Here is a 22,180-nt window from a genome sequence, read left to right as displayed (position 1 = left end):
GCTTTAGCTACCGGAAAAACGCGCTGCCACGCGGCCTAGCGACCAGTTGGCGGCAATCGCGAAGACCATCAGCAGCAAAGCCAGCGCCATGATGGTGTCGTTGTCGGCGAGGTTGATCGCGCGCACGAGCATGTGGCCCACGCCACGCTCTCCGCCGAACATCTCGCCGATCAGTGTGCCGAGCAAGGTGAGCGAAAGGCCTACGCGCATGCCCGTCAGCAGTTGTGGCGCAATCGCCGGCAGCAGCACATGCACGAGTGCGGCGCGCGGCGACAGCGAAAGTGCACGGGCCGTGCGGGCATAAACGGGCTTCAGGTTGCGGATGGCCGCCATGCCGACGAGTATCACCGGCACGATGCCGTGCAGCACGCCGAAGGTCACTTTCGAGCCCATGCCCAGGCCGCAGATCAACAGCACGATCGGGTAAAGCGTGACCTTGGGAATCGCATAGAACGACACCAGCAGCGGTTCGGCCACTTCGCCGGCGAAGCGTCGCGTGCCGAACCATGCTGCGAGCAGCAAACCCCCGCACCACGAAATCGCTAGCGCGAGCAGAAAAGAACCGAGCGTCGCAAGCAGCTCGGGGCGATAGCGCGCACCGCTCAGAATCGCGAACAGCCGTTGCGTGGCAGGCACCGGGCCGGCCAGCGCATCGTGTCCCAATGCGAGTGCGGCCACTTGCCACAGCACGACGACGAGCACTGCGGCCGTGGCGCCGCCACCTGGACGCAAACGCAGGCGGCGACCTGTGCTCGACGAGAGTTTCATTTGCCAGGCTTCAGCCACCGGACACCCCCTTGAGCACGCGCACCGAGCCGCCGAGCCGGCCGATCAGAAGCGACAGCAGATAGTTGAGCAAAAACGAAGTAGCGATCACGATGACGATCAGCCCATACATGCGAGCCGTCATGAAGTTGTCGTAGCTGAACGCGATGTCGTGGCCGATGCCGATGCTCGACAGGATGAACTCGCCGGCGATCGTGCCGATCAGCGAGTAGGCGAGCACGAGGCGCAGACCGACTACCAGATGCGGCAAGGCGGCGGGCAGCCAGATATGGGCGAATCGCTGCAGCGGATTGAGCCGCATCAGCCGTGCCGTTTTGAGCAGTGCGCGCGGAATGCATTCGAGTGCCGTGACGGTGCTGAGCACCATCGACGCGACCGCAAACACAAACGAGATCGCGATGATCGGCCGCTCGCCGATACCGAATAGCACGATCATCACCGGATAAAAGATGAACACCGGCACCGCATACCACGCGGAGAGAATCGGGTCGGCAAGGCGCTTCAACCAGCTCAGCCTGAACAGGCACAGCCCGGCCAGTATGCCGACCACGATCGAAAGTACCGCGGCAATCAACACTTCTTCGAGCGTCGTCAGCACCGACGTACGCAACGCCGGATCGGCCAGCACCTGCCACGCGGCATCGAGCATCGTAGTAGGCGGAACCATCGTGATGCGCGCGATCAGACCGGCACGGCAGGCGAATTCGAGCAGCGCCAGAACGGCGATCACCAGAGCCCAACGCACCGTCGATGGCCGTAGCCAGGTGCGCGCGGCAGTGCTCATACGCCACCCCGCATCGACTTCATCGATTCGCCGCGCAGCCGCTCCCACAGGTGGCCGGTCAGCGCGCCGAAGGCGGGGGTACTGGCTACCGTGCTATCGCGCTCGCGCGTCCATCCGGTGGGCAGCACTTCAAGCAGCCGGCCCGGCCGCGCCGACATGATGCCTACGCGATCGGACAGCATCGCGGCTTCATCGAGCGAATGGGTGATGAGCAGGACGGTGGCGCCCGTCTCGCGCCAGATGCGCAGTAGTTCGTCTCCCATCAGCAGGCGCGTTTGCTGATCCAGTGCGCCGAATGGTTCGTCAAGCAGAAGAAAGCGCGGCCGCAGCACCAGCGTGCGAGCGATGCACATGCGCTGACGCATCCCGCCCGACAGTTGAGCCGGGCGCGCGTTCGCGAAATCGGCGAGGCCCATGAATTCGAGTGCATGATCCACGCGTTCGGCGATATCAAGCGGCCGGCGTGCAAGACGCTTCAGGCCGAACGCAACGTTGTCGCGCACCGACAGCCACGGAAAGCTCGCATCTTCCTGCAGCACGAGACCGACACCGTCCGGTACGCCGCGGTACGGCACGCCGTCGGCGCTCACGCTGCCTTCGTCGGGCGGCGCGAGGCCCGACAGGATGTCGATCATCGTCGACTTGCCGCAACCGGACGGTCCGACGATCGAGAAGAATTCACCTGGCTCGAGCGCGAGGTCGAGCGGTCCGAGCGCTTGCAGCACGGTGCCGTCGGCACGCGTGTAGCGCCGCACGAGGCCTGTCGCCTCGATGCGCAAGCCAACACCGGTTGCTGAGGCCGGCGCGCCGGCCGGCTGTTTCGTGGGCAGCGTGCTCATTTGGTGCTCCTCAGATCGGCCGGCAGTGCCGATTCGTTGACGACCTTGCTCCAGTCGACCTTGGCGTCGGGATACACGCCGGCCACGTGCAGTCCAACCACCGCACGATCCATCGCGCTGTAGTCGAGCTTGCCTTCGCTCCAGTAGTTGGCGGCGATCAGCCGTTTGAACGCGAGCGTGATCGGACCCGGCGGCATGTCGTAGGCCTTGGCGATGATCGCCACGGCCTGATCGGGATGCGCCTTCATGAACTGCACGCCGTCACGCCGCGCGAGAATGAGGCCCTTCACCTGATCCGGATGCTCTTGCAGGAATTTCGTGCTGACCACGCCGACGTGCTGCGTCACCGGCGGCATCACATCCGAAACGGCAAACAGCACGCGGTATTTGGACGCGTTGCGCGAATAGGTGGGATCGAGTTCGGGCGCAGCGTCGACCGCACCCTGGTCGAGCGCAGTCAGCCCGCCACCGATCGTGCCTAGCGACAGCATCGTCACCTTGGTCGGATCGACGCCGGCCGATTGCAGCGCAGCGAGACCGAGAATCTGCGTGGTCGAGCTTGCACGTGTGTACGCGATCTTCTTGCCGGCGAGGTCGTGGATATTCTTGAGCGGTGAGTTCGGCTTCACGACCCAGACCAGATCGGCCGCATTATTGACAGCGCCGTCAACGATCTTAAGGTCGAGACCGTCGTGAATCGCGCTAAGCGCTGCGCTCAATGCGGTCTCGGTGTACGGCACATCGCTCGCCATCATGTTGCGAATCGTCGTGCCGCCGCCATCCGACGTGAGCAGCTCGGTAATATCGACGCCGCGTTTCTTGAAGAAGCCCTGATCGAGTGCGATGGCCCACGGCGCGCCGTACATCAGCTCGGCGTAGTGGGAAACGACGACCTGCCCGGCGCGCACCGGCACGCTGGCAGTTGTCGCCAACAACGCAAAACCGGCTAAGCTCGCTGAGAGCCACGCGCGCAGAGGCCGAATGGATCGTGCCATGTTGTCTCCTTCTTTATAGTGAATGTCGTTGTGATTCAGGTCGGATGGCGGAAGGCCTGCTGCCACGGATGGCTTTCGCGGTCCTTCGCTTCGTAAGCCTCGATTGCCTGCACTTCGCGCAGCGTCAAGCCGATTTCATCCAGCCCTTCGAGCAACGCAGTACGTTGCACGGCCGGAACGTCGAACTCGAGTACGAAACCGTCTGGCCCGTCGATGCGCTGGGCGACGAGATCCACGCTGAAGCTGGCGCGCCCCGCCGCCGCAACGACCGCCGCGGCGAGGCGGCTGTGGTCGGCGGCATTCAGCACGAGCGGCAGGATGCTGTTCTTCACGCAGTTTTCGCGGAACACTTCCGGCAAGCTGGTTGAGACCACCACACGCAAGCCGAACGCTTCAATGGCCCACACTGCGTGTTCGCGCGTGCTGCCGCAGCCGAAGTTGTCGCCGGCCACCAGCATGCGTGCGCCACGGTAGGCCGGCTGGTTCAGCACGAAGTCCGGGTCTTTGCGCAAGGTGCCGAAGAAACCGGCCGCATAGTCGGGATTGAGGCCACGCATGTAAGAGGAAGGCAGCACCTGGTCGGTGTCGATGTTTTCCTGCAGCAATGGCACGGCTGCGCCTTCCACGCGTTCGAATCGTTGCATCGTCCGTCTCCTGCGGGTTGCCTGACGGCCCCGAAAGTATCTGCAAAAATCAGGCTGGGCTGAATCGCGCGTCAGCGTGTCGAGTGGCTGTAGCGGCGCACGTCTGCGATATGTCCGGCGATCGCCGCCGCCGCGGCCATGGCGGGACTGGCGAGGTGGGTACGCACCCCCGCGCCCTGGCGGCCCGCGAAATTGCGGTTGGTCGTCGAGACGATGCGCTCACCCATCCGGCCTTCGTCGCCGTTGAGCCCGGCGCACATCGAACAACCCGACGAGCGCCACTCGAAACCCGCTTCGACGAATATCCGGTCGAGCCCGAGCCGTTCGGCTTCGACTTTCACGCCAGTCGAGCCCGGCACCACGGCGGCCTGGATGCCCGGTGCGACCTTGCGGCCGCGCACGATTTGCGCCGCGCTTTCGAGGTCCGACAGTCGCGCGTTGGTGCACGAGCCGATGAACACCCGATCGATCGGTACACCTTCGAGCGGCGTGCCCGGCACGAGCCCCATGTAATCGAGTGCGCGTTCGAGCTGGATGCGCGCGTTCGAGTCGAGCGCGGCAGGGTCCGGCACGCGGCCCGACACCGGCAACACGTGGGTCGGATCGACGCCCCACGTGATTTGCGGCTCGAGGCCACTGCAATCGACCGCGAGATCGTGATCGAACTGCGCGTCGTCGTCGCTTTTCAGGTTGCGCCAGTCTGCGAGCGCGGCGTCCCACTGCGTGCCCTGCGGTGCGCATGGCCGGCCGGCGAGCCATGAAAATACGGTGTCGTCGGGCGCGATCAGGCCGGTGCGGCCGCCGAGCTCGGTCACCATATTGCATAGCGTGAGGCGCGCTTCTACCGGCAACGCACGTGCGACCGGGCCGCTGAACTCGACCGCATGCCCGCGCGCGAGGCTCGAGCCGAAATGGCCGATCAGATAGAGGATCAGGTCTTTGGCAGTGACATGCTCCGGCAGCACGCCGTCAAGACGAATACGCATCTGGCGAGGACGTTGGAGTGCGAGCGTTTGCGTGGCCAGCACGTGCACCAGTTCGGTCGTGCCGGTGGCGAAGGCCAGCGTGCCGAGGCCGCCGACTGTGCACGCATGGCTGTCGGGACAGGCCAGCGTGCCGCCCGGCAACGCGATGCCGAGCTCCGGCGTGACGACGTGCACGATGCCCTGCGCAGGGTGATCGAGGTCGAGCAAGGTGATGCCGTAGCGTGCCGCGCCGGCGCGCGTCGCAGCGATGAATTCGGCGCCTTGCGGACTGCTGTTGACGTCGCGCACCGGCAAGGTCGATACGGTGTGATCGGTGACGGCGACCGTCAACTCGGGGCGGCGCAGCGCGTAGCCGCTTTTCTTCAAGCGCGCGAACGCGGGCGGCGCGTGCAGGTCGTGCAGCACGTGACGGTCGATGTGGATCAGCGAAAGACCGTCGCTTCGCGTGGTCACGAAATGCTTGTCCCAGATCACGTCGAATAGCGATTTCACGCTGTCTCCTTGGCGATGCATCTGTCTCGTGGCGGCAGCCGCTCGTGCGTCGCCAACGTGCCGGTCGCGGCGACGATTCGCCCGCGAACAACGTTTGACGGCAGGAAGCGGCCCTGCTTTGCAATTTATGCTGGAAGGTTAGCTGCGTAAAAGTTAGACTGTCAACAGTTTAATTTCGACGGTTAGATGACCATGCCCATTCAGGAACATGACACGGCGCTGCCGCCTGCCGACGACGTCGACTCGAAGTCAGTCAAGCGTCTGTCGGCGCAAACGCTCGCCGATCGCGCGTGCGACATGCTCGACCAGGCCATCCTGAATGGCGAGTTGCCGCCCGGCACGCAGATCAGCGAGGCCGAGCTGGCGTTGCGCCTCGGTATCAGCCGCGGGCCGCTGCGCGAGGCGATCAGCCGCCTTGAAGGACGACGCCTGATCGAACGCGTGCCGCACATCGGCGTGCGTGTAGTCGCCTTGTCGGACTGGGACGTCAGCGAGATCTTCGCGATCCGCGAGGTGATGGAAGGGCTCGCCTGCCGGCTGGCCACGCTGCATATGAGCGATGCCGAACTCGACGAACTCGAGAACTGTGTGGAGTTCCGCCATGTTTCGGCTGAGCCGCCACCCACCAGTCCGTTTCACCGCAAGCCCCACAAATGGGACTTCCACTCGCGTGTCGCGCAGGGCAGCCGCAATACGCAGCTGATCCAGTATCTATGCGGCGACATGTACTACCTGCTGCGCCTGTATCGGGCACGCACCGGCGTCACGCCGATGCGTGCCGGCGCCGACGACGAGCACCGCAACATCCTGCGGGCCATGCGCGCGCGCGATGGCGAACTCGCCGAGCGCCTGATGCGACAGCACGTGGCCGGCTCGCGTGCGAGTCTCGGCCTGAGTGCCGACATCAACGCGGGAGACAGCCGCGGCGCCGAAGGCGGCGCCAAGCCGAGGATGCGACGGATCAACACCCGGGACGGCGGCTGGAATAAAGGCTAAGGCCGGTGCGCGAGATTGGAGCCTTCGAAGCCGCCAATCTCGCCCCTTCCCTTACGCATCGAAAACTTGTGGTTGACAACAAAAAACGGGTGCGCGATTATCCCGCTGCGTATTGTCGACAATATGTGAGCGACAATAGGCATGCGGAGCCGCGTGCTCAACACGTATCTAGAAACGAGTCGGAAAAGAACGGAGACACCTTTTCATGCGTAATCGAATGTCCATCGTCACGCTGCTGGCCATCGCGCTCGGCACGACAGGCGCGTCGGCCCTGGCGCAAACGCCGGCCTCGCAGCCCTCTGCCGGCGGATTGCCCGCGCACTCGCCCTTCGACGTTCCTTACGGCATGCCGATCTCGCTCGCGGACGCGACCCACGCGTTGCAAGCAGCTCAAGCCGAAGCCGCAAAACATGGCTGGCCGGAAGCGATCGCCATCACGGACCCGAACGGCGACCTGATCGCGTTCGCGAAGATGGACGACACGCAGAACTCCTCCCCCAACATTGCCGTGCGCAAGGCACGCAGCGCGGCACGTTTCCGCCGCGAAACGCGCACCTTCTTCAATGGCTACGAAGCCGGCCATACGTATCAGGCAACGCTCGATCCGGATTCGGTGGTCGCCTCGCCGGGCGGCTTTCCGCTGGTCATGAACGGCAAGGTGGTCGGCGCGATCGGGTGCAGCGGCGGGTCCGGCGATCAGGATGCGGACATCTGCAAAGCAGGCGCAGACGCCGTCAAGTGACGTGAAGTGAAGCGCAGCGAGCGGCCCAGGCCACCGCTGACGTTTTTCACTCGCCCCATCTTTCGATCTGGCGCGCCGGCGCAATGCCGGCGTTCCCATCAAGGAATCAGCAATGACCGGCAAGCATGACCAGTCGGACGACACACGTCCCGTCGCCTCGTCGCGACGTCAGTTCCTCATCAAATCCGTCGCGATCCTGCCTGCAGCGGGCGCCATCGCCGGCTGCGATTTGCATAGCGGTAGCACGGCCACGGCCTCCAATGCCGGCAACGCATCCGCCGACGCCGCGACGCCGTACCATCCGACTTTTTTCAACGCTCGCGAGTGGACGCTGCTTCAGGCTGCGATCGACCGCCTGATTCCGTCCGACGCGGAAGGGCCCGGTGCGTTGGAACTCGACGTGGCGGTCTTCATCGACCGGCAAATGGAAAGCGGCTTCGGACACGCTTCGGCGTGGTACATGCAAGGCCCCTTCCCGCACGAGATTCCGCCTGCCTCCGGCTATCAAAACCGGATGACGCCGCGCGACGTCTATCGCACCGGCCTCGCCGCGCTCGACAGCCATAGCGTCGCGAATTTTTCTGGCAAGCATTTCGAAGAACTGAGCGTCGTGCAAAAAGACGACATCCTGCACGGCATGGACGGCGGCAAGATCAAATTCGAGCACGTGTCTGCCGCGGCCTTCATCGGGATGTTGTGGCAAAACACGAAAGAAGGCTACTTCGCGGACCCGATTCATGGCGGCAACAAGAACGCTGCAAGCTGGAAGATGATCGGTTTTCCCGGCGCGCGCGCCGACTTTCTCGATTGGGTTGCGCAGCCAGGCAAGCCCTATCCGCTCGGTCCGGTGACGATCGCCGGAAGTACGTAAACAACAAGATTCGCTGCAACAGGCCCGGGGCAAGCCGGCAATACAGAACAAAAAGGAGACATTCATGGCCGATATAAAGAAGCCTGAAGTCGATGCGGTGGTCGTCGGAATGGGCTGGTCCGGCTCGATCATGGCCATCGAACTCGCGCAGGCCGGCATGACCGTCGTCGGTCTCGAACGCGGCGAAAACCGCGACACGTATCCCGATTTCGCTTATCCGCGTATCGCCGACGAACTGACCTATGTGCAACGCAACCGGCTGATGCAAAGCCTCGCGCGCGAGACGGTCACGATCCGGCGCAACGCACAGGAAGGCGCGCTGCCGCTGCGCCAGTACGGGCCGTTTCTGTTTGGCGATGGCGTCGGCGGCTCCGGCGTGCACTGGAACGGCTTCACGTACCGCGCGACCGATGCCGACCTGAAGATCCGCAGCCACTACGAAGCACGCTACGGCAAGGACTTCATTCCGGCCGATATGACGATCCAGGACTGGCCGGTTACCGCTGCTGAACTCGAGCCGTTCTACGACAAGTTCGAGTACGTGCTCGGCACCTCCGGCCAGGGCGGCAACATCCAGGGGAAAATGGTGAACGGCGGCAATCCGTTCGAAGCGCCGCGTGCGCGCGACTACGCGCTGCCGCCGCTGCCGACCGCCTACCCGTCGATGCTGTTCGACAAGGCCGCGCGCGAACTGGGCTATCACCCGTATCCGACGCCTGCTTCGATTGCATCGAAGGCGTACACGAATCCGTACGGCATGCAGCTCGGGCCCTGCAACTTCTGCGGCTATTGCGAGCTGTTCGGCTGCTACATGTATTCGAAGGCATCGCCGCAGAGTTGTATTTTGCCGGCGTTGGCAAAGATGCCTAACTTCGAGTTGCGCGACCGCTCGCAGGTGGTCAAGGTCAATCTCGACTCGACCGGCAAGATTGCGACCGGCGTCACCTATATCGACGCTCAAGGCCGCAGTGTCGAGCAGCCGGCGAAAATCGTCGCGCTGTGTGCCTATCAGATGCATAACGTGCGGTTGCTGCTGCTTTCCGGAATCGGTCAGCCGTATGACCCGGTCACCGGTAAAGGTACGGTCGGCAAGAACTATGCGTACCAGAAGAACAGCAAGATCCAGATCTTCTTCGACAAGGACGTCGCGATCAACCCGTTCATCGGCTCGGGCGCCGGCGGTGTGGTGTACGACGATTTCAACGCCGACAACTTCGATCATGGGCCACCCAATTTCGTCGGCGGTGCGATCACCTTCGCGACCGTGACCGGCGGACGGCCGATCGCCCAGGCGCTGACACCACCGGGCACGCCCAAGTGGGGCTCGGGCTGGAAGAAGTCGGTCAAGGATCACTACCTGCATTCCTTTGCGGTCTCGACGCAAGGGTCGGTGATGTCTTATCGCGACAATTATCTGGATCTCGACCCGATTTACAAGGATGCCTACGGATTGCCGCTGCTGCGCATGACGTTCGACTGGAAGGATAACGAAGGCCGCATGACGCAGTTCGTCAGCCAGAAAGCGGCCGGCGTCGCACGCGCGATGAATCCAGCGCCGAAATCGGTAGCGGTCAATGCGGGCAAGCCCGGCGACCGCTTCGACATGGGCCCGTATCAAAGCACGCATACGACCGGCGGAGCCATCGCGGGAGACCGGCCTGACAACAGCGTGGTCAACAAGTATCTGCAGTCATGGGATGTGCACAACGTGTTCGTCGCGGGTGCGTGCTCGTTTCCGCAGAATCTCGGCATCAACCCGACCAACACGATCGGCGCGATGACGTACTACGCAGCTTATGCGATCCGCGAGATGTATCTGAAGAACCCGGGTCCGCTGGTTCAGGCATAGGAGCTCCGCGCGTGAAAACAATCATAAAACCGGTCGCACTCGTCCACGCTGCACTGCTTGCGTTTGCCTATGCAGCAGGCGCCAGCGCAGCGGCGCAAACCACTCCCGCCGCACCGTCCGACGACGACGCACAGATCGCGCGCGGCGCGTATCTCGCACGCGTCGGCGACTGCGCGGCCTGTCATACAGCAAGCCCCGGCCGGCCGTTCGCCGGCGGGCTGCCACTGCACACGCCGTTCGGCACGCTCTTTTCGACCAACATCACGCCTGACGCGTCGACGGGTATCGGCGCCTATACCTACGACGACTTCGCGCGTGCGGTGCGAGAAGGTGTCGCGCGTGACGGGCATCGTTTGTATCCGGCGATGCCCTATCCGTCGTATTCGAAAGTCGACGACGCCGACATGCATGCGCTGTACCGCTACTTCACGCACGGCGTCAAACCGGTTGCGCAGCCGAATCATGCCCAGGAACTGTCGTTCCCGTTCAGCATCCGGCCGCTGATGGCGGCATGGGACTGGATGTACTCGCCGCACGGCGCGTATCGTGCCGACTCGAGCCAGAGCGTTGAATGGAATCGCGGCGCATATCTGGTGCAGGGGCTTGCGCATTGCGGCGCCTGTCACACGCCGCACAACATGCTTGGCGCGGAAGCCACGTTCGATAGCAACGGCAATGATGTATTTCTATCGGGCTATTCGCTTGCGGGCTGGTATGCGCCCGATTTGCGGCATCATCTCGCGGGCGGCTCGCCGGCCGCGGCCAAAGGTGCACTCGCCGCTTATCTGCGCAGCGGCCGGCAGGCGGACGGCGCCGCGTTCGGCCCGATGACGGAAGTGATCGACGACAGCCTCCAGTATCTGCACGACGACGATCTGAATGCGATCGCAACCTATCTGACGTCGGCACCGGTACATGCTGCGGAACCCGCGGCGGTGGCAGCCGGCACGACACGTCCTGACGCTGCCGATGCGGTCGCCGTACAGTTGCGCGCAGGCCATGTCGGTTCGGCCGGCGCGGGCGTGTATCTGAATAATTGCAGTGCGTGCCACCGCACCGACGGCAGCGGTGCGATGCCGGCCTTCCCGAAGCTCGCGAACAGCGCGGTAGTGGCTGAATCGGATCCGGCCTCGCTGATCCATATCGTGCTGGGCGGATCGCATATGCCGTCGACGCAAAGCGCGCCGACTCCACTTGCAATGCCCGATTTCGGCTGGCGCCTGAACGACCAGCAAGTGGCCGATGTATTGACGTTCGTGCGCAGCAGTTGGGGCAATCATGCGGCACCGGTGAGCGCTGATGACGTATCGAAGGTCCGTCAAATCACGAAGGCTGCGGCGAAGTAACGCTAACGCCTGACGCAGCGCCGATGCAATGCAAATGACGCGTCTCCCCGGAGACGCGTCACAATTGCAGCGGCACGACGCTGATTGCTAGAGAAGTGCCTCGTCTTCCACCCGGAATACCGCGACCGACTGGCGCAGGCTCTCTGCCTGACTCTCTAGCGATTGCGCTGCCGCCGAAGCCTGCTCGACCAACGCGGCGTTCTGCTGCGTCACCGCATCCATCTGCGACACCGCCAGCGCGATCTGATCGATGCCGCCGCTCTGCTCGGCCGACGCCTCGGCAATCTCGCCGACGATCTCGCTCACCCGTCGCACTGCACCGATAATCTCAGTCATCGTCGCACCGGCCTGATTGACCAGCGCCGAACCGGACTGCACGTGCCCAACCGATCCGTCGATCAGTTGCTTGATCTCCTTGGCCGCGTTCGACGAACGCTGCGCGAGGCTGCGCACTTCCTCGGCGACCACCGCGAAGCCGCGCCCGGTTTCACCAGCACGCGCAGCCTCGACCGCCGCGTTCAGAGCAAGGATATTGGTCTGGAACGCAATGCCTTCGATAATCGCGATGATGTCGACGACCCGCGCGGAGCTCTGGCTGATGTCCTCCATCGTGCCGACCACTTGCCCCACCACCGAACTCCCTTTGCTGGCGATGTTCTCGGCGACGCCAGCCAGTTTGCGCGCCTCGCGCGCGTTATCTGCGTTCTGTTTGACGGTGCTGGTCAGTTCTTCCATGCTCGCAGCGGTTTCCTGCAGCGACAACGCTTGCTGCTCGGTGCGTGACGACAGATCGAGATTGCCCGCTGCGATCTGCCTGGTTGCCGACGCAATCGATTCGCTGCCCGTGCGCACGGTGTGCACCGTCGATGCGAGGCGGCTTTGCATCGTCGCGAGTCCGCGCAGCAATGCACCCATTTCATCGCGCCGGTCGACGTTGACCGGATTGCGCAGATCGCCCGATGCGATCGCATCGAACTGTTGACGCGCGGCTTCGATCGGCACGCCAATGGTGCGACGCAGGCTTCCCCAGGCACCGGCTGCAATTACGACGCCGAGTGCCATTCCAGCAATGCTGATCCAGCGAAACAGCGCAAACGATTGCTGTGCCGACACGTAGCCGCGCTCAGCAATGGCAAACTGAAACTTCCGCAGCGCTTCACTCGCGTCGGAAAACTGGCTGTACGTGCGTGGCAACGATTTTTCGACTGCTGCGATCTGCTCGGGCTGATTTGCCGCGATTGCAGCGCCATATTGCGTCAGTACCTGCGCCAGCGCCGCCCGCGCAGTTTCGACGGATTGCGCGAGCCGCTCTTCTTCGTCGTCGCGCGGCAACGCACGATACGCTTTCCACGCCGCATCCGACTGCACCCGAAAATCCCGCGAGCGCGCAATGCTGTCCTGCGCCTGGGGCGTGCCGACTTGAGGCACCGCGCGCTCGAGCGCGAGCCGCTCGCGAACCTCGGACAGTTCAGCGCGATCGAGCGAGGTTGCGGAAGGCATCTGATCGGCGAACGTCTCGTGATACGCCGCGTTGGTGCGGCTCATACCGATCAGGCCGAGCACGCCGATCACCAGCAGCAGCGCGGCCATGAACGCCATCGTGATACCGATGCGTGCCTTGATAGTGATCGTTCCGTTCATGTTTTTTTGGTCTCTATTGTTATCAAGGAGCGAGCATCGCGCATCGGTGGCGGCCTTCATCACGACAGCCGCCGCCGACGCGCTACACATCAGAACTTGTGGCGCATCCCGATACGGGCCACAGACTGATGGTTGTTCGACGAATCGCCGAGGCTGCCGATGTCCGCCACCGCCGCCGTACCCGTCGAATTGATGCCGCTCGCCGTCTGGAACGTGCCTTCAACATAGACGTCGGTACGCTTGGACAGCGCGTAATCCAGCAACAGCGAGAACTGGTTGTACTTCTGGTCGCCGATGTCGCCGCGGATTGCATTGCCCTTCGTGTAGTTGTACTCGCCCGCGAGAGATAGTGCTGGCGTGAACCGGTAGAACGCGTTCAGTTCGAAGCTGTTGAAGGTTGCGTTCGCACCGCCGAATGCGCCGATATTCTGGTACCTCGTATTCGAATACGTCGCGCCGATCAACGCCGGTCCGATCTGATAGCTGCCGCCCGCTGCGATGATCTGCAACGAATTCGCCGGTCTCGTGCCGAGATAGCCGGAATTCAGCGAATTGAAGCTTGCCGCGTTGACGTTGCTGTTCAAGATCGCGCCCGTTGCAGACGGGTTCTTGAAGAGTTCGTACGCCACACCGAAGCCGATGCCGTTGTTGTTATAGTTCGCACCCAGCGTGTAGCCGCTCGACTGCGAGATCTCACCGGCAACGCCACCCAGCGAGACCGTGCCGCCAAACTGCAAGCCGCGGAAGTTCGGGCTCGTGTATTTGACGGTGCTGTTCGCGCGGAACGTGTGATTGACGTTGTCGAGGTCGCCCGGATGTTCGGTGCTCGAGCCGCCGTACGCGAGTGCGAAGCCGTAGTTGCCGACGTAATCGTTGACGCTGTCGTACTGCCGGCCCAACGTGACCGTACCGAAGGTCTTGCTGGCGATACCCACGAAAGCCTGACGGCCGAAAGGCGTGTTGCCCTGACCAAACGTGCCGTTGCTGAGGTTAACACCCGATTCCAGGGTGAAAATCGCCGCCAGGCCGCCGCCTAGATCTTCCGTGCCCTTCAAACCCCAACGGCTGCCCTGCAAGCCCGAGTTCGAATCCACCTGGAATTGACGACCACCGACATTTTTGCCATTGACTACATTCTTGGCGTTGGTGTTGATCATCAGACCTTCATCGACAATCCCGTACAGCGTGACGCTGCTCTGGGCATGCGCGTACGTTGCAACGACAGCCAGCATCGGCAAGGCAAGTAATGACTTTTTCATTTTTACGTCTCCACGACTATCTGTAAACTCTTCTATTTGATTTGGATCACTGATTAATATAATTTATTGTATGGATTTTGAAGGATTACCTCCGTGTTAGCTGTCAGGACTGCAGCGCATGGCCGGCAGTCTCCGGGGCCCAGAAAACGCCCACCAGGCCAATCAGATAAACCGCTGACACTGCCGTGATCGCCAGCGGATAGGAACCGAACCCGGCCGCAAGCGCACCAACCAGACTCGGCCCCACCGCGCCGAGAATGCGCCCGAAGCTGAACGCAAAGCCGGAGCCAAGCGCACGCTGCATGGTCGGAAACATCTCCGGCAGCCAGATCGTGAAGAGCGAAAACACACCGCTCGTAAAGAAACCCAACAAGGGCAGCACCGTCATGAACAGCCGGAAGTTCTTCAGGACCATCACGATCAGGTAGTACGCGCTGACGTTGCAGACCAGCGCACCAACAAAGAACACCGTCGCAGCGGATTTGCGGCGCGGTATCCAGCGCACAATCCAGGGCATACCTACGCAGCCGAGCAACGTGCCCGTGCTGAGGATCAGTCCGCTCAGCGAACCCAGATACTGCGCATGCGCCGCAGAGGCGCCGCCTGTAGCTTGCCAGGTGATCACGAGCGTAGGAATCCAGAAGGTCGACGACCACAGGCCGAAAATCAGGCACGTCATCATCAGCGCCGCCGACCACGTGGTGCGCGCTCGCGCCGGACCAAACAGGTCGCGCACACGTGCACGCGGGCCTGCAGCAGCACGCTGTTCGATCCAGCGTCGCGATTCGGGCACGCCGAGGCGCAGCCAGATCGTCAGTAGAGCCGGCGCGCTGCCGATCAGGAACAGCACGCGCCATCCGAATTGCGGCAACACAATCAGCGCGGCTGCCGAGGCAAGCAGAAAACCAATCGGCGTGCCGGTGTGCAGCCATCCCGAGAGCCGCTCGCGCAGGTGCTCGGGCACCGACTCCTGCAGCAAAGGCGCGCCGGCAGCCCATTCGCCGCCGATCCCGAAGCCTGTCAGAAAGCGGAAAATCGCGAACGACACGATGCCCGGAGCGAGACCGCACGCGCCGGTGAAAACCGAATAGATAAGGATGGTTGCGCACATGGTCGGCACGCGGCCGAAGCAGTCTGCACACCAGCCCCAGAACATCGAGCAGGCCCAGCCGAGCATGAACAGACTGAACATCAAGCCGCCGATCTGAGCGATATGGGCATGCGTCGCGGCCATGCCGCTTTGGGGCAGTAATTCGGTCAGCGCCGGAACGATCACGTAGATGTAGATCGCATTGTCGAAGCCGTCGAGCATCCAGCCCGCCCACGTGGCTGCGAACACCCGGTAGGGCTTTACCGAGGTCTTGGCCGGGTTGTCGGCGCTAATAACCATGTGTCTCCTCGTCTGCCAATTCACCGCGTATCATTCGCGGCTGTATTTTGTCGACAATTTAAACGTCGGGGCGCGCCCCTTCTATGCGCGACACGTTTCTACTCCGGCACCGCAGAGCAAGTGCCGGCGTCACTCGAACAACGCCAACGCCGCAGCAGCACAGCAGTTCCGGACAAACGCTTACGCTGACCGTACAACCCTACCCAGCTGGTAAGGTTTGAGCCGCTCGCCCGGCGGTTGGTGATCGAACTGCAAGGCAACCGGAAAGCCCTGCCAGCAAGCCGATGACAGCGTTTCGGCAGCTTGCAGCTGAACGTCCATCTACGGGAATTCCCGCAACGCATGCCGCATTATACATATTGTCGACAATAGTCAAAAAGGACCGATGTTTTGGGACAACTTTGCGTACACGGGTCCCGAAATGTGGTAACCAGCCGGGGATCGGGTCAACTTCTTGTAGTTTTCGTGGGCATGCTGACCAAGGCAGACGTTACGATTGGTTTGCTCGAGCTTTTCATCAATCGTCTCTAGCATGCGGATCGGTTTTCTTCTTGCATGGACAACGTCGGGCTTCGCGCCGTCGCTACAGATGAGCGAGCGCGACGATTTCGATCTGTTCGCGCTCAGCACAGCGATGCCGAAAATGCCCGATTGATGTTGCGGACGCGACTGCGCCTTGGCGCTCGCCCCTGCTCCGCACTGCGAGTAGTTATCTCATCGACTGCTGCAGCCACCACTATCTGATCGCCCTTCACGTTTGCGACAACCCTGGCCCGCAGTTCGATTGAGTCCGCAAGCGCAGTGCAGTAATTCGCATCCGATTCGCTCGATAACTGATGCCGCAGTTCTGTGCGTCCATTCGAAATGGGGAGCAGCGCGATACGTTTGTATATTTGAAGAACCTGGCCACCTGACTATCATGGCGCTAGCATGCGATGCCGTTCACGCCACGAAGCAGCTTGCCGCGGCACACGCATGCACGGATGCGTCGGGGTTTGGCAACGCGCGTTAGCGCAGGCATACCACGTAATCGCAAACTCCTCCCTGCACTCCTCACTCTTCACACGCGCATGAGCGACTCGTTATATCGCGTTCAAAACGGCGCAACACGCCCCGGCGCGAATCGAACCGCGTGCGCGGTGGTTACAAGTCTGCTCATCGCCGGCTGTGTCTATCTGACGTTGACCGTAAGCGGCCGGCAGGCAGCATTGTTCGGAGTCGGCGTGTTGATTGGCGTGTCGCTGTACCACGGCCAATTCAGTTTCACGTCGGCGTGGCGACAATTTATCGTCGAGCGACGTGGTACAGGCATCCGCAGCCATGCACTGTTGCTGGCCGTCGGTGCCGTCCTCTTCGCCCCCGCGCTGGCTGCCGGCACGCTATTCGGCGTGCGGGTCAACGCGGCGGTTGCGCCCGCTAGCCTCTCTGTGCTGATCGGCGCGTTTATCTCGGGTGTCGGCATGCAACTGAGCAGCCGTTGCGCATGCGGCACTCTCTATACGGCGACCGGCGGAAGTATGAGCATGATCGCGACGCTGCTGGCGTTTATCGCCGGCTCCCTGCTCGGCACTGCCCACATGCCATATTGGAGCGCACTGCCTTCGTTTGGAGCGCTATCGCTTGGCGCGAGCCTTGGCGCGCTGCCGGCGCTCGTGCTCAGCCTGACTGTGCTTGGTGCAATCGCCGCACTGAGCTTCGCAATCGAGCAGCGCCAGTACGGTATAGAAGCGCCGCCCGCCACTGCGCAACCTGTGTATTCATGGCTGCGCGGGCCATGGCCGCTTTACGTCGGCGCACTCGCGCTCGCCGCACTCAACTTCGCCACACTCGCGTTGTCGGGGCATGCCTGGCGTGTGACATCTGCCTTCGCGCTATGGGGTGCGAAAGCGGCTGCAGCGGCCGGCGCCGACGTGGCGCATTGGCCATATTGGACTACAGGCGACAACGCTGCCGCACTCGCCGCACCGCTTAGCCGCGACGTGCCGTCGGTGATGAACGTGGGCATTATGCTCGGCGCAGTGCTGGCCGCGGCACTCGCGGGCCGCTACGGGCCGGTGTGGCGTGTGCCATTGCGTCCGCTCGCCGCCGCCGCATTCGGTGGTTTGCTGCTCGGCTACGGCGCACGCCTCGCGTACGGGTCGAACGTGGGCGCCTATTTCAGCGGCATCGTCTCGGCCAGCGTGCACGGCTGGATCTGGTTGTTCGCCGCGTTTGCGGGCAGCATGCTCGGCATTCGCATCCGGCCGCTGTTCGGCCTCACGCGCGAAGACCACGCAGCGGCACCGGATGCGTAGCGGCGCATAGCCGTTGCACACGCAACCAGCGAACCTGCTTTGCAGCCGCGTGGCGGCGATCTGCAAGCACGCTATCGCTTCGGCAGATTCTCGACAACACCGTCAAAAATTCGTCATTCCAGCTTTACGCCTGCTCGCCGCTCTGCTCGCGCACCATATGCGCCGCATACCAGTCCGGCCAGTTTTCATCAGCCTTGCCAGTCTGCTTCTCATGTTCGCCATGCGCCGCTGCAGCACGTCTCAGCGCACCGGCGAGTTCGTTTGCCGATGAAAATGCAGCGCCACCGGCGTCGATCCTGCCCGGCAGTCGTGTGGTGACTTCCTGAAACACCCAGCCATTGCCATCAGGATCGTTAAACGATGCGAATGAGCCGTAGCTTTTGCGCGCCGGCTGCGGACCGCTGACGCGCGCGTCCTCGCCTGCATGATGAAACACGCCGCCGGCATCGTGGAAAACTTCGCTGACCTCGATGCCCCGCCCGACGAGTTCGGCACGCGCCGCGACTACATCCGATACGATCAGATGCAGCCCTTGCACCGATCCCGGCGGCGCCGTGGTGACACCAAGTCCGAATAGCAGCGAGCATGGCGAGCCCGGCGGCGTGAAATGAACCACGCGGAATTGCGGGTCATTCGAAATATCCACATCGAGCCGCCAGCCGAGCCGTTCGTAGAACTGCCTGGCCCGATCGACATCCGATACGGGGATGACGACAACCTCGAGTTTCATATCCACCGCTGCCATATCAGCCTCTCGCTAATGTGCAATTCGACACATGCGCGCCAACAGCGGTGGCAATGCCGGATCGCGGTTCAAGATTGTCCGTACTCGCCGGTGTAAATATAGTCGCTGTATAAAGAGACGACAAACCAGAGACCACAAACGGGCCGCAAGAACTGCAGGCAACGTCAACAACGACCCGCCAGGACCATCAGACAATTGATGCCCACGGGTCACGCAAGCTTCACTGGCAGAGCGTCGACCGGTACACGTACAACGCTGGTGCACCGCCGGTCATCACAAACAGCACGCTTTCGCCGGCCTGATAGCGGCCACCGCGGATGTCGGCCAGCAGCCCCGCAAACGCCTTGCCCGAGTAAACCGGATCGACCAGCAATCCTTCGAGCGAAGCCAGCAACTGCACGGCATCAATCATTTCGTCGGTGGGTACGCCATAAGCAGAACCGCGGAACGAGCCGTCGATATCGATGTCCGCGTCATCGGGCAGGTGGCTCTCGCCGAGCAGTTGCAACGTGTCGCGCGTGAGTTGCAAGGTCTTTTGCCGCGTCGGCGCGAGGTCGGCAAGTACCGACCATGACCGCACGGTCGACGCACCGCGCCCGAGCAGCGCAAAGCCTGCCGACAAACCCGCGTGCGAACCCGAACTGCCGTTAGCCAGCACGACCTTGCGAAAGCGTTCGCCTGTTGCACGCTCCTGCGCCTCGATCTCGAGCGCACAGCGCACATAGCCAAGCGCACCAAGCGGTGTCGAGCCGCCCGACGGAATCACATAGACCTTGCGGCCCGTCGCGCGCAGCGCTTCGGCCCGCTGCTGCGCCAGTTTCAACGCATCGGCGTCAGCTGGAAAGATGTGCACCTGCGCGCCGAACAGTTTGTCGAGCAACACATTGCCGTTGTTTTCGAAGTCGTCGATGGTGCGCGGCACGACGCGCGTCAGCACCAGTTCGCAAGCGATGCCGAGCCGCGCGGCAGCGGCTGCAGTCAAACGCGCGTGATTCGACTGCACGCCACCGACGGTGATCACCGTATCTGCACTTTCAGCCTGCGCGCGGCCCAGATGAAACTCGAGTTTGCGCAGCTTGTTGCCGCCGCCGCCCAACTCCATATGATCGTCGCGTTTGACAAAGATCCGCACGCCTCGGCCCGCATCGCCGAGCTGACGCTCGAGTCGCTCGAGACGCCGGATCGGAGTGGGCGATTCAAATAGTGGAACGCGCGGGAACTTCGCTAGTGTGGTTTCGAGCGCTGCTGTCATGAAGGATCCTTCGAAGCCATTACGTGAATGCACGAAAAAGCGCGCAAAAAAACAACTGTAAGGTAATCGGCGCGAAGCTTCCAGAGGATGTCGGCTTTTACCCGCGTTCAAAAGCGCCGCGATCAGGTTCAGCCTCTGTGATTCCCCCGCGCACCGCGACGAAGCGGTTTGTCTGCATTGGCGACAGCCCTCTATCGCGGACATTACATCGATCTGTTCGATGCTCAACGTGATCTGTGCATTTGCGCAAGGCCGCTTTCGCAGGAACGGGTAAGATTCGCCATGGCAGACCGCGATGCGTCAATCGACGCCAGGCGGCACGCAAACATCGATAAATGGCATGGCCGGCGCATACGACAGCGTAACGAAGCGCGTCGCATGCTAAACGATCCGGATCCCCCAATACCTATTCCGGCAGGAGACGTCATGACCGATTGCATCCATCACCATTGGACCTGTTCACAGGCCTCTGCAACGCCACCGGCCACGGACATCGCACAGCCGAACGACCTTATCGCCGTCGACGCGGCCTTCTACGGCACCTCGCCCGCCGGGATCCTGCGAGGCGAGGCGACGCCAGCGAGCCAGAAATTGGCCGGCGGCAATGGTGCACGGGTCAACGCACGGGCGCGCGCCACACAAGGCTGGCATGCGGCCGGTATCGAGATCGGGCGGCGCTGGGCCAGCGAAGCTGCCGATGCGGCACAACTGGCGCGCGTCGCGGATATCGAAGACGCCGAACTGGGCAAACTGCACGACACGAACGGCTGGCTCGCGACGTTGTGGCGAGCGATGGAAGGCGGCAACTGTCCGTTGCCGTCTGCGGTTCCCGAGATGTTCGTGCGCCTGTTCGGCAATGAATATATCCGCGTGTCGCAACTGCGGGGCTTTGTCGACGGCGTGCGCGACGTGCGCACACTACACCGCGGATAAATGCGCGGACCGCCTGGTCCCGATCGGCTCCGAATCGATTTATCGCGTGCGCACGCAGGGAAAATCTCTCACCAGATTTTTGACTGCGCGTCGCATCATTCATATCTCCACAGTGGCAGCGAAATTCGCGCGCCTCTTTTCACGAATGCACGGGAATTTCCGATCCGCCCGATGCGACGCAGGTCTTTTGTCGACATCCGTGTCAAATGAGCGCGTGCCGCTTCGACTGAGCCATCGACCCGGGGCCCCACGGCTCTGAAGTTTCGCTCATCTCTTTTGCCAGCTCGCGTAACAGCCCATGAATCAAGGGCTTTTCTGCAATAACCGTGGCAACGCATCCAGCAATTCGCGATGCTCTACGTTATAGTCGTCCAGCAAGGCGATCTTCGAGACGCCTTAGCCCAGCCCGGCAAATCTGGAATTTCCATGGACGAGAAACAGGCACGCAAAACCGGCACACGACGCGTCTATCTATGCTGCGCGTCAGCGGACCGCACTGCCGCCGCCACGATCGGCACTGCGTTGCGCGCGCAACTTCAGTTCGACGCCGCCGTGTGGGCGCTACCCGAGGACGGCTCGCTGACAGCCCGCATCGAACAACACACCGCCGCAAACGATATCGTCCTGATCCTGCTGTCACGCGCTTGCGCAGACACTCGCTGGATAAGCTCGGAATTCGGCGCGTGCCAGGTCGCGGCCGCGCTGCAGCACGTAACGGTGCTGCCGGTGCTGATCGACGATTGCAGCATTCCCGCGCCATTGACCGGCACCTGCCGCATCGACCTGCGCGACGATCTGGATGCCGCGCCCGAAGCGCTGCGCCAGCACCTGAACGCCGAAGCGGAATACGACTTTTGCGCACTGAACGAACGCGCGTTCAAGGAAGCCGTCGCGATGCTGTTCAGGAGGCTGGGTTTCGCGGTGCAGCCGCGCGCACTGCTTTACACGAGCGACATCGACTTTCTCGTTTCGACACGTACGCAGGCATCGGCGCGCAACGCGCAGAGCTCGATGTGGTTCGTGATCGCGCGCTACAGCGACGGCGAGCGCATCAGCCTTTCCGAAACGACGCAGCTGTTCTATAGCCTGATGACCTCGCCGGGTGTGTGTCGAGGCCTGCTGGTGACGAACGGGCAGCTCACGCCGATCGCGCTCGGCTACGCGAACGAATACGGCAAGCGTCCCGACCGGGAACTCCAGGTGCTCGACGGCAGCCGGCTGGGACGGCTGCTCGCGCAACATCCGGATCTCGTGCAGCGCTACTTTCACAGAAGCGTCAAACAAGGCTGACCGAGCGGTGCAACGCGCTGCGTTTGCGGCAACTTCAAACCACCCG

19 protein-coding genes are annotated in these 22,180 nt (G+C 62.5%); 8 read left to right on the top strand and 11 right to left on the bottom strand.

The features are described 5' to 3' along the window. Positions 1–3 precede the first annotated feature (3 nt). The 6 genes from ACYVNQ_RS13315 to leuC all read right to left on the bottom strand — a co-directional run bounded on the left by ACYVNQ_RS13315 (position 4) and on the right by leuC (position 5,526). On the bottom strand, positions 4–768 hold the full coding sequence (locus ACYVNQ_RS13315; RefSeq protein WP_460902965.1) for an ABC transporter permease: 765 nt from the start codon (positions 766–768) through the stop codon (positions 4–6). Positions 769–778: 10 nt separating this feature from the next. Then, positions 779–1,570, bottom strand: a complete 792-nt coding sequence (locus ACYVNQ_RS13310; protein ID WP_460902964.1) for an ABC transporter permease — start codon at positions 1,568–1,570, stop codon at positions 779–781. Next, positions 1,567–2,409 carry an ABC transporter ATP-binding protein gene (locus ACYVNQ_RS13305; RefSeq protein ID WP_460902963.1) on the bottom strand — a complete coding sequence of 281 codons (843 nt, stop codon included), beginning with the start codon at positions 2,407–2,409 and terminating at the stop codon, positions 1,567–1,569. Before ACYVNQ_RS13305 ends, ACYVNQ_RS13310 begins: the two co-directional genes overlap by 4 nt. Next, entirely contained in the window at positions 2,406–3,404 is a 999-nt protein-coding gene (locus ACYVNQ_RS13300; RefSeq protein ID WP_460902962.1) for an ABC transporter substrate-binding protein, read from the bottom strand. The genes ACYVNQ_RS13305 and ACYVNQ_RS13300 overlap by 4 nt, the downstream gene beginning before the upstream one ends. A 35-nt stretch (positions 3,405–3,439) precedes the next feature. Further along, a complete protein-coding gene (gene leuD, locus ACYVNQ_RS13295) occupies positions 3,440–4,048 on the bottom strand; it encodes a 3-isopropylmalate dehydratase small subunit (RefSeq protein WP_460902961.1) in 609 nt (202 codons plus the stop codon). Positions 4,049–4,119: 71 nt separating this feature from the next. Then, on the bottom strand, positions 4,120–5,526 hold the full coding sequence (gene leuC / locus ACYVNQ_RS13290; RefSeq protein WP_460902960.1) for a 3-isopropylmalate dehydratase large subunit: 1,407 nt from the start codon (positions 5,524–5,526) through the stop codon (positions 4,120–4,122). A gap of 186 nt (positions 5,527–5,712) precedes the next feature. On the opposite strand from leuC, the gene ACYVNQ_RS13285 reads away from it, so the two are divergent. The 5 genes from ACYVNQ_RS13285 (at position 5,713) to ACYVNQ_RS13265 (ending at position 11,330) form a co-directional block, all read left to right on the top strand. After that, positions 5,713–6,522 carry a GntR family transcriptional regulator gene (locus ACYVNQ_RS13285; protein WP_460902959.1) on the top strand — a complete coding sequence of 270 codons (810 nt, stop codon included), beginning with the start codon at positions 5,713–5,715 and terminating at the stop codon, positions 6,520–6,522. A 205-nt stretch (positions 6,523–6,727) separates the two neighbouring features. Then, on the top strand, positions 6,728–7,264 hold the full coding sequence (locus ACYVNQ_RS13280; protein ID WP_460902958.1) for a GlcG/HbpS family heme-binding protein: 537 nt from the start codon (positions 6,728–6,730) through the stop codon (positions 7,262–7,264). 112 nt (positions 7,265–7,376) lie between these two features. Next, positions 7,377–8,135 carry a gluconate 2-dehydrogenase subunit 3 family protein gene (locus ACYVNQ_RS13275; RefSeq protein WP_460902957.1) on the top strand — a complete coding sequence of 253 codons (759 nt, stop codon included), beginning with the start codon at positions 7,377–7,379 and terminating at the stop codon, positions 8,133–8,135. Positions 8,136–8,199: 64 nt separating this feature from the next. Next, entirely contained in the window at positions 8,200–9,984 is a 1,785-nt protein-coding gene (locus ACYVNQ_RS13270; RefSeq protein WP_460902956.1) for a GMC family oxidoreductase, read from the top strand. Between the two features lie 11 nt (positions 9,985–9,995). Further along, a complete protein-coding gene (locus tag ACYVNQ_RS13265) occupies positions 9,996–11,330 on the top strand; it encodes a c-type cytochrome (RefSeq protein WP_460902955.1) in 1,335 nt (444 codons plus the stop codon). A gap of 87 nt (positions 11,331–11,417) precedes the next feature. Here the strand turns inward: ACYVNQ_RS13265 and ACYVNQ_RS13260 are convergent, their stop codons facing one another. From ACYVNQ_RS13260 to ACYVNQ_RS13250, 3 genes are all read right to left on the bottom strand, one after another. Then, positions 11,418–12,971 carry a methyl-accepting chemotaxis protein gene (locus ACYVNQ_RS13260; protein ID WP_460902954.1) on the bottom strand — a complete coding sequence of 518 codons (1,554 nt, stop codon included), beginning with the start codon at positions 12,969–12,971 and terminating at the stop codon, positions 11,418–11,420. An 89-nt stretch (positions 12,972–13,060) separates the two neighbouring features. Continuing rightward, a complete protein-coding gene (locus tag ACYVNQ_RS13255; protein ID WP_460902953.1) occupies positions 13,061–14,230 on the bottom strand; it encodes a porin in 1,170 nt (389 codons plus the stop codon). Positions 14,231–14,333: 103 nt separating this feature from the next. Continuing rightward, on the bottom strand, positions 14,334–15,620 hold the full coding sequence (locus tag ACYVNQ_RS13250) for an MFS transporter (protein ID WP_460902952.1): 1,287 nt from the start codon (positions 15,618–15,620) through the stop codon (positions 14,334–14,336). A gap of 1,070 nt (positions 15,621–16,690) precedes the next feature. Here ACYVNQ_RS13250 and ACYVNQ_RS13245 point away from each other — a divergent pair. Further along, positions 16,691–17,914, top strand: coding sequence for a YeeE/YedE family protein (locus tag ACYVNQ_RS13245; RefSeq protein ID WP_460902951.1), 1,224 nt, complete (start codon positions 16,691–16,693; stop codon positions 17,912–17,914). A gap of 124 nt (positions 17,915–18,038) precedes the next feature. Here ACYVNQ_RS13245 and ACYVNQ_RS13240 read toward each other — a convergent pair whose 3' ends face one another. After that, complete coding sequence (locus ACYVNQ_RS13240) at positions 18,039–18,644, bottom strand: VOC family protein (RefSeq protein WP_460902950.1); 606 nt, start codon at positions 18,642–18,644, stop codon at positions 18,039–18,041. A gap of 235 nt (positions 18,645–18,879) precedes the next feature. Then, positions 18,880–19,911, bottom strand: coding sequence for a D-cysteine desulfhydrase family protein (locus ACYVNQ_RS13235; protein WP_460902949.1), 1,032 nt, complete (start codon positions 19,909–19,911; stop codon positions 18,880–18,882). A gap of 426 nt (positions 19,912–20,337) precedes the next feature. Here ACYVNQ_RS13235 and ACYVNQ_RS13230 point away from each other — a divergent pair, with 426 nt between their 5' ends. Both ACYVNQ_RS13230 and ACYVNQ_RS13225 read left to right on the top strand, forming a co-directional pair. Further along, complete coding sequence (locus ACYVNQ_RS13230; RefSeq protein ID WP_460902948.1) at positions 20,338–20,844, top strand: hypothetical protein; 507 nt, start codon at positions 20,338–20,340, stop codon at positions 20,842–20,844. A 426-nt stretch (positions 20,845–21,270) separates the two neighbouring features. Further along, positions 21,271–22,134: a TIR domain-containing protein gene (locus tag ACYVNQ_RS13225; RefSeq protein ID WP_460902947.1), complete on the top strand. Its 864-nt coding sequence runs from the start codon at positions 21,271–21,273 to the stop codon at positions 22,132–22,134. The last annotated feature ends 46 nt before the right edge of the window (positions 22,135–22,180 follow it).

The organism is Paraburkholderia jirisanensis (genome assembly GCF_054782355.1).
The sequence above is the reverse complement of the archived record's forward strand: the minus strand, read 5'-3'. Positions and strand labels throughout refer to the sequence as shown.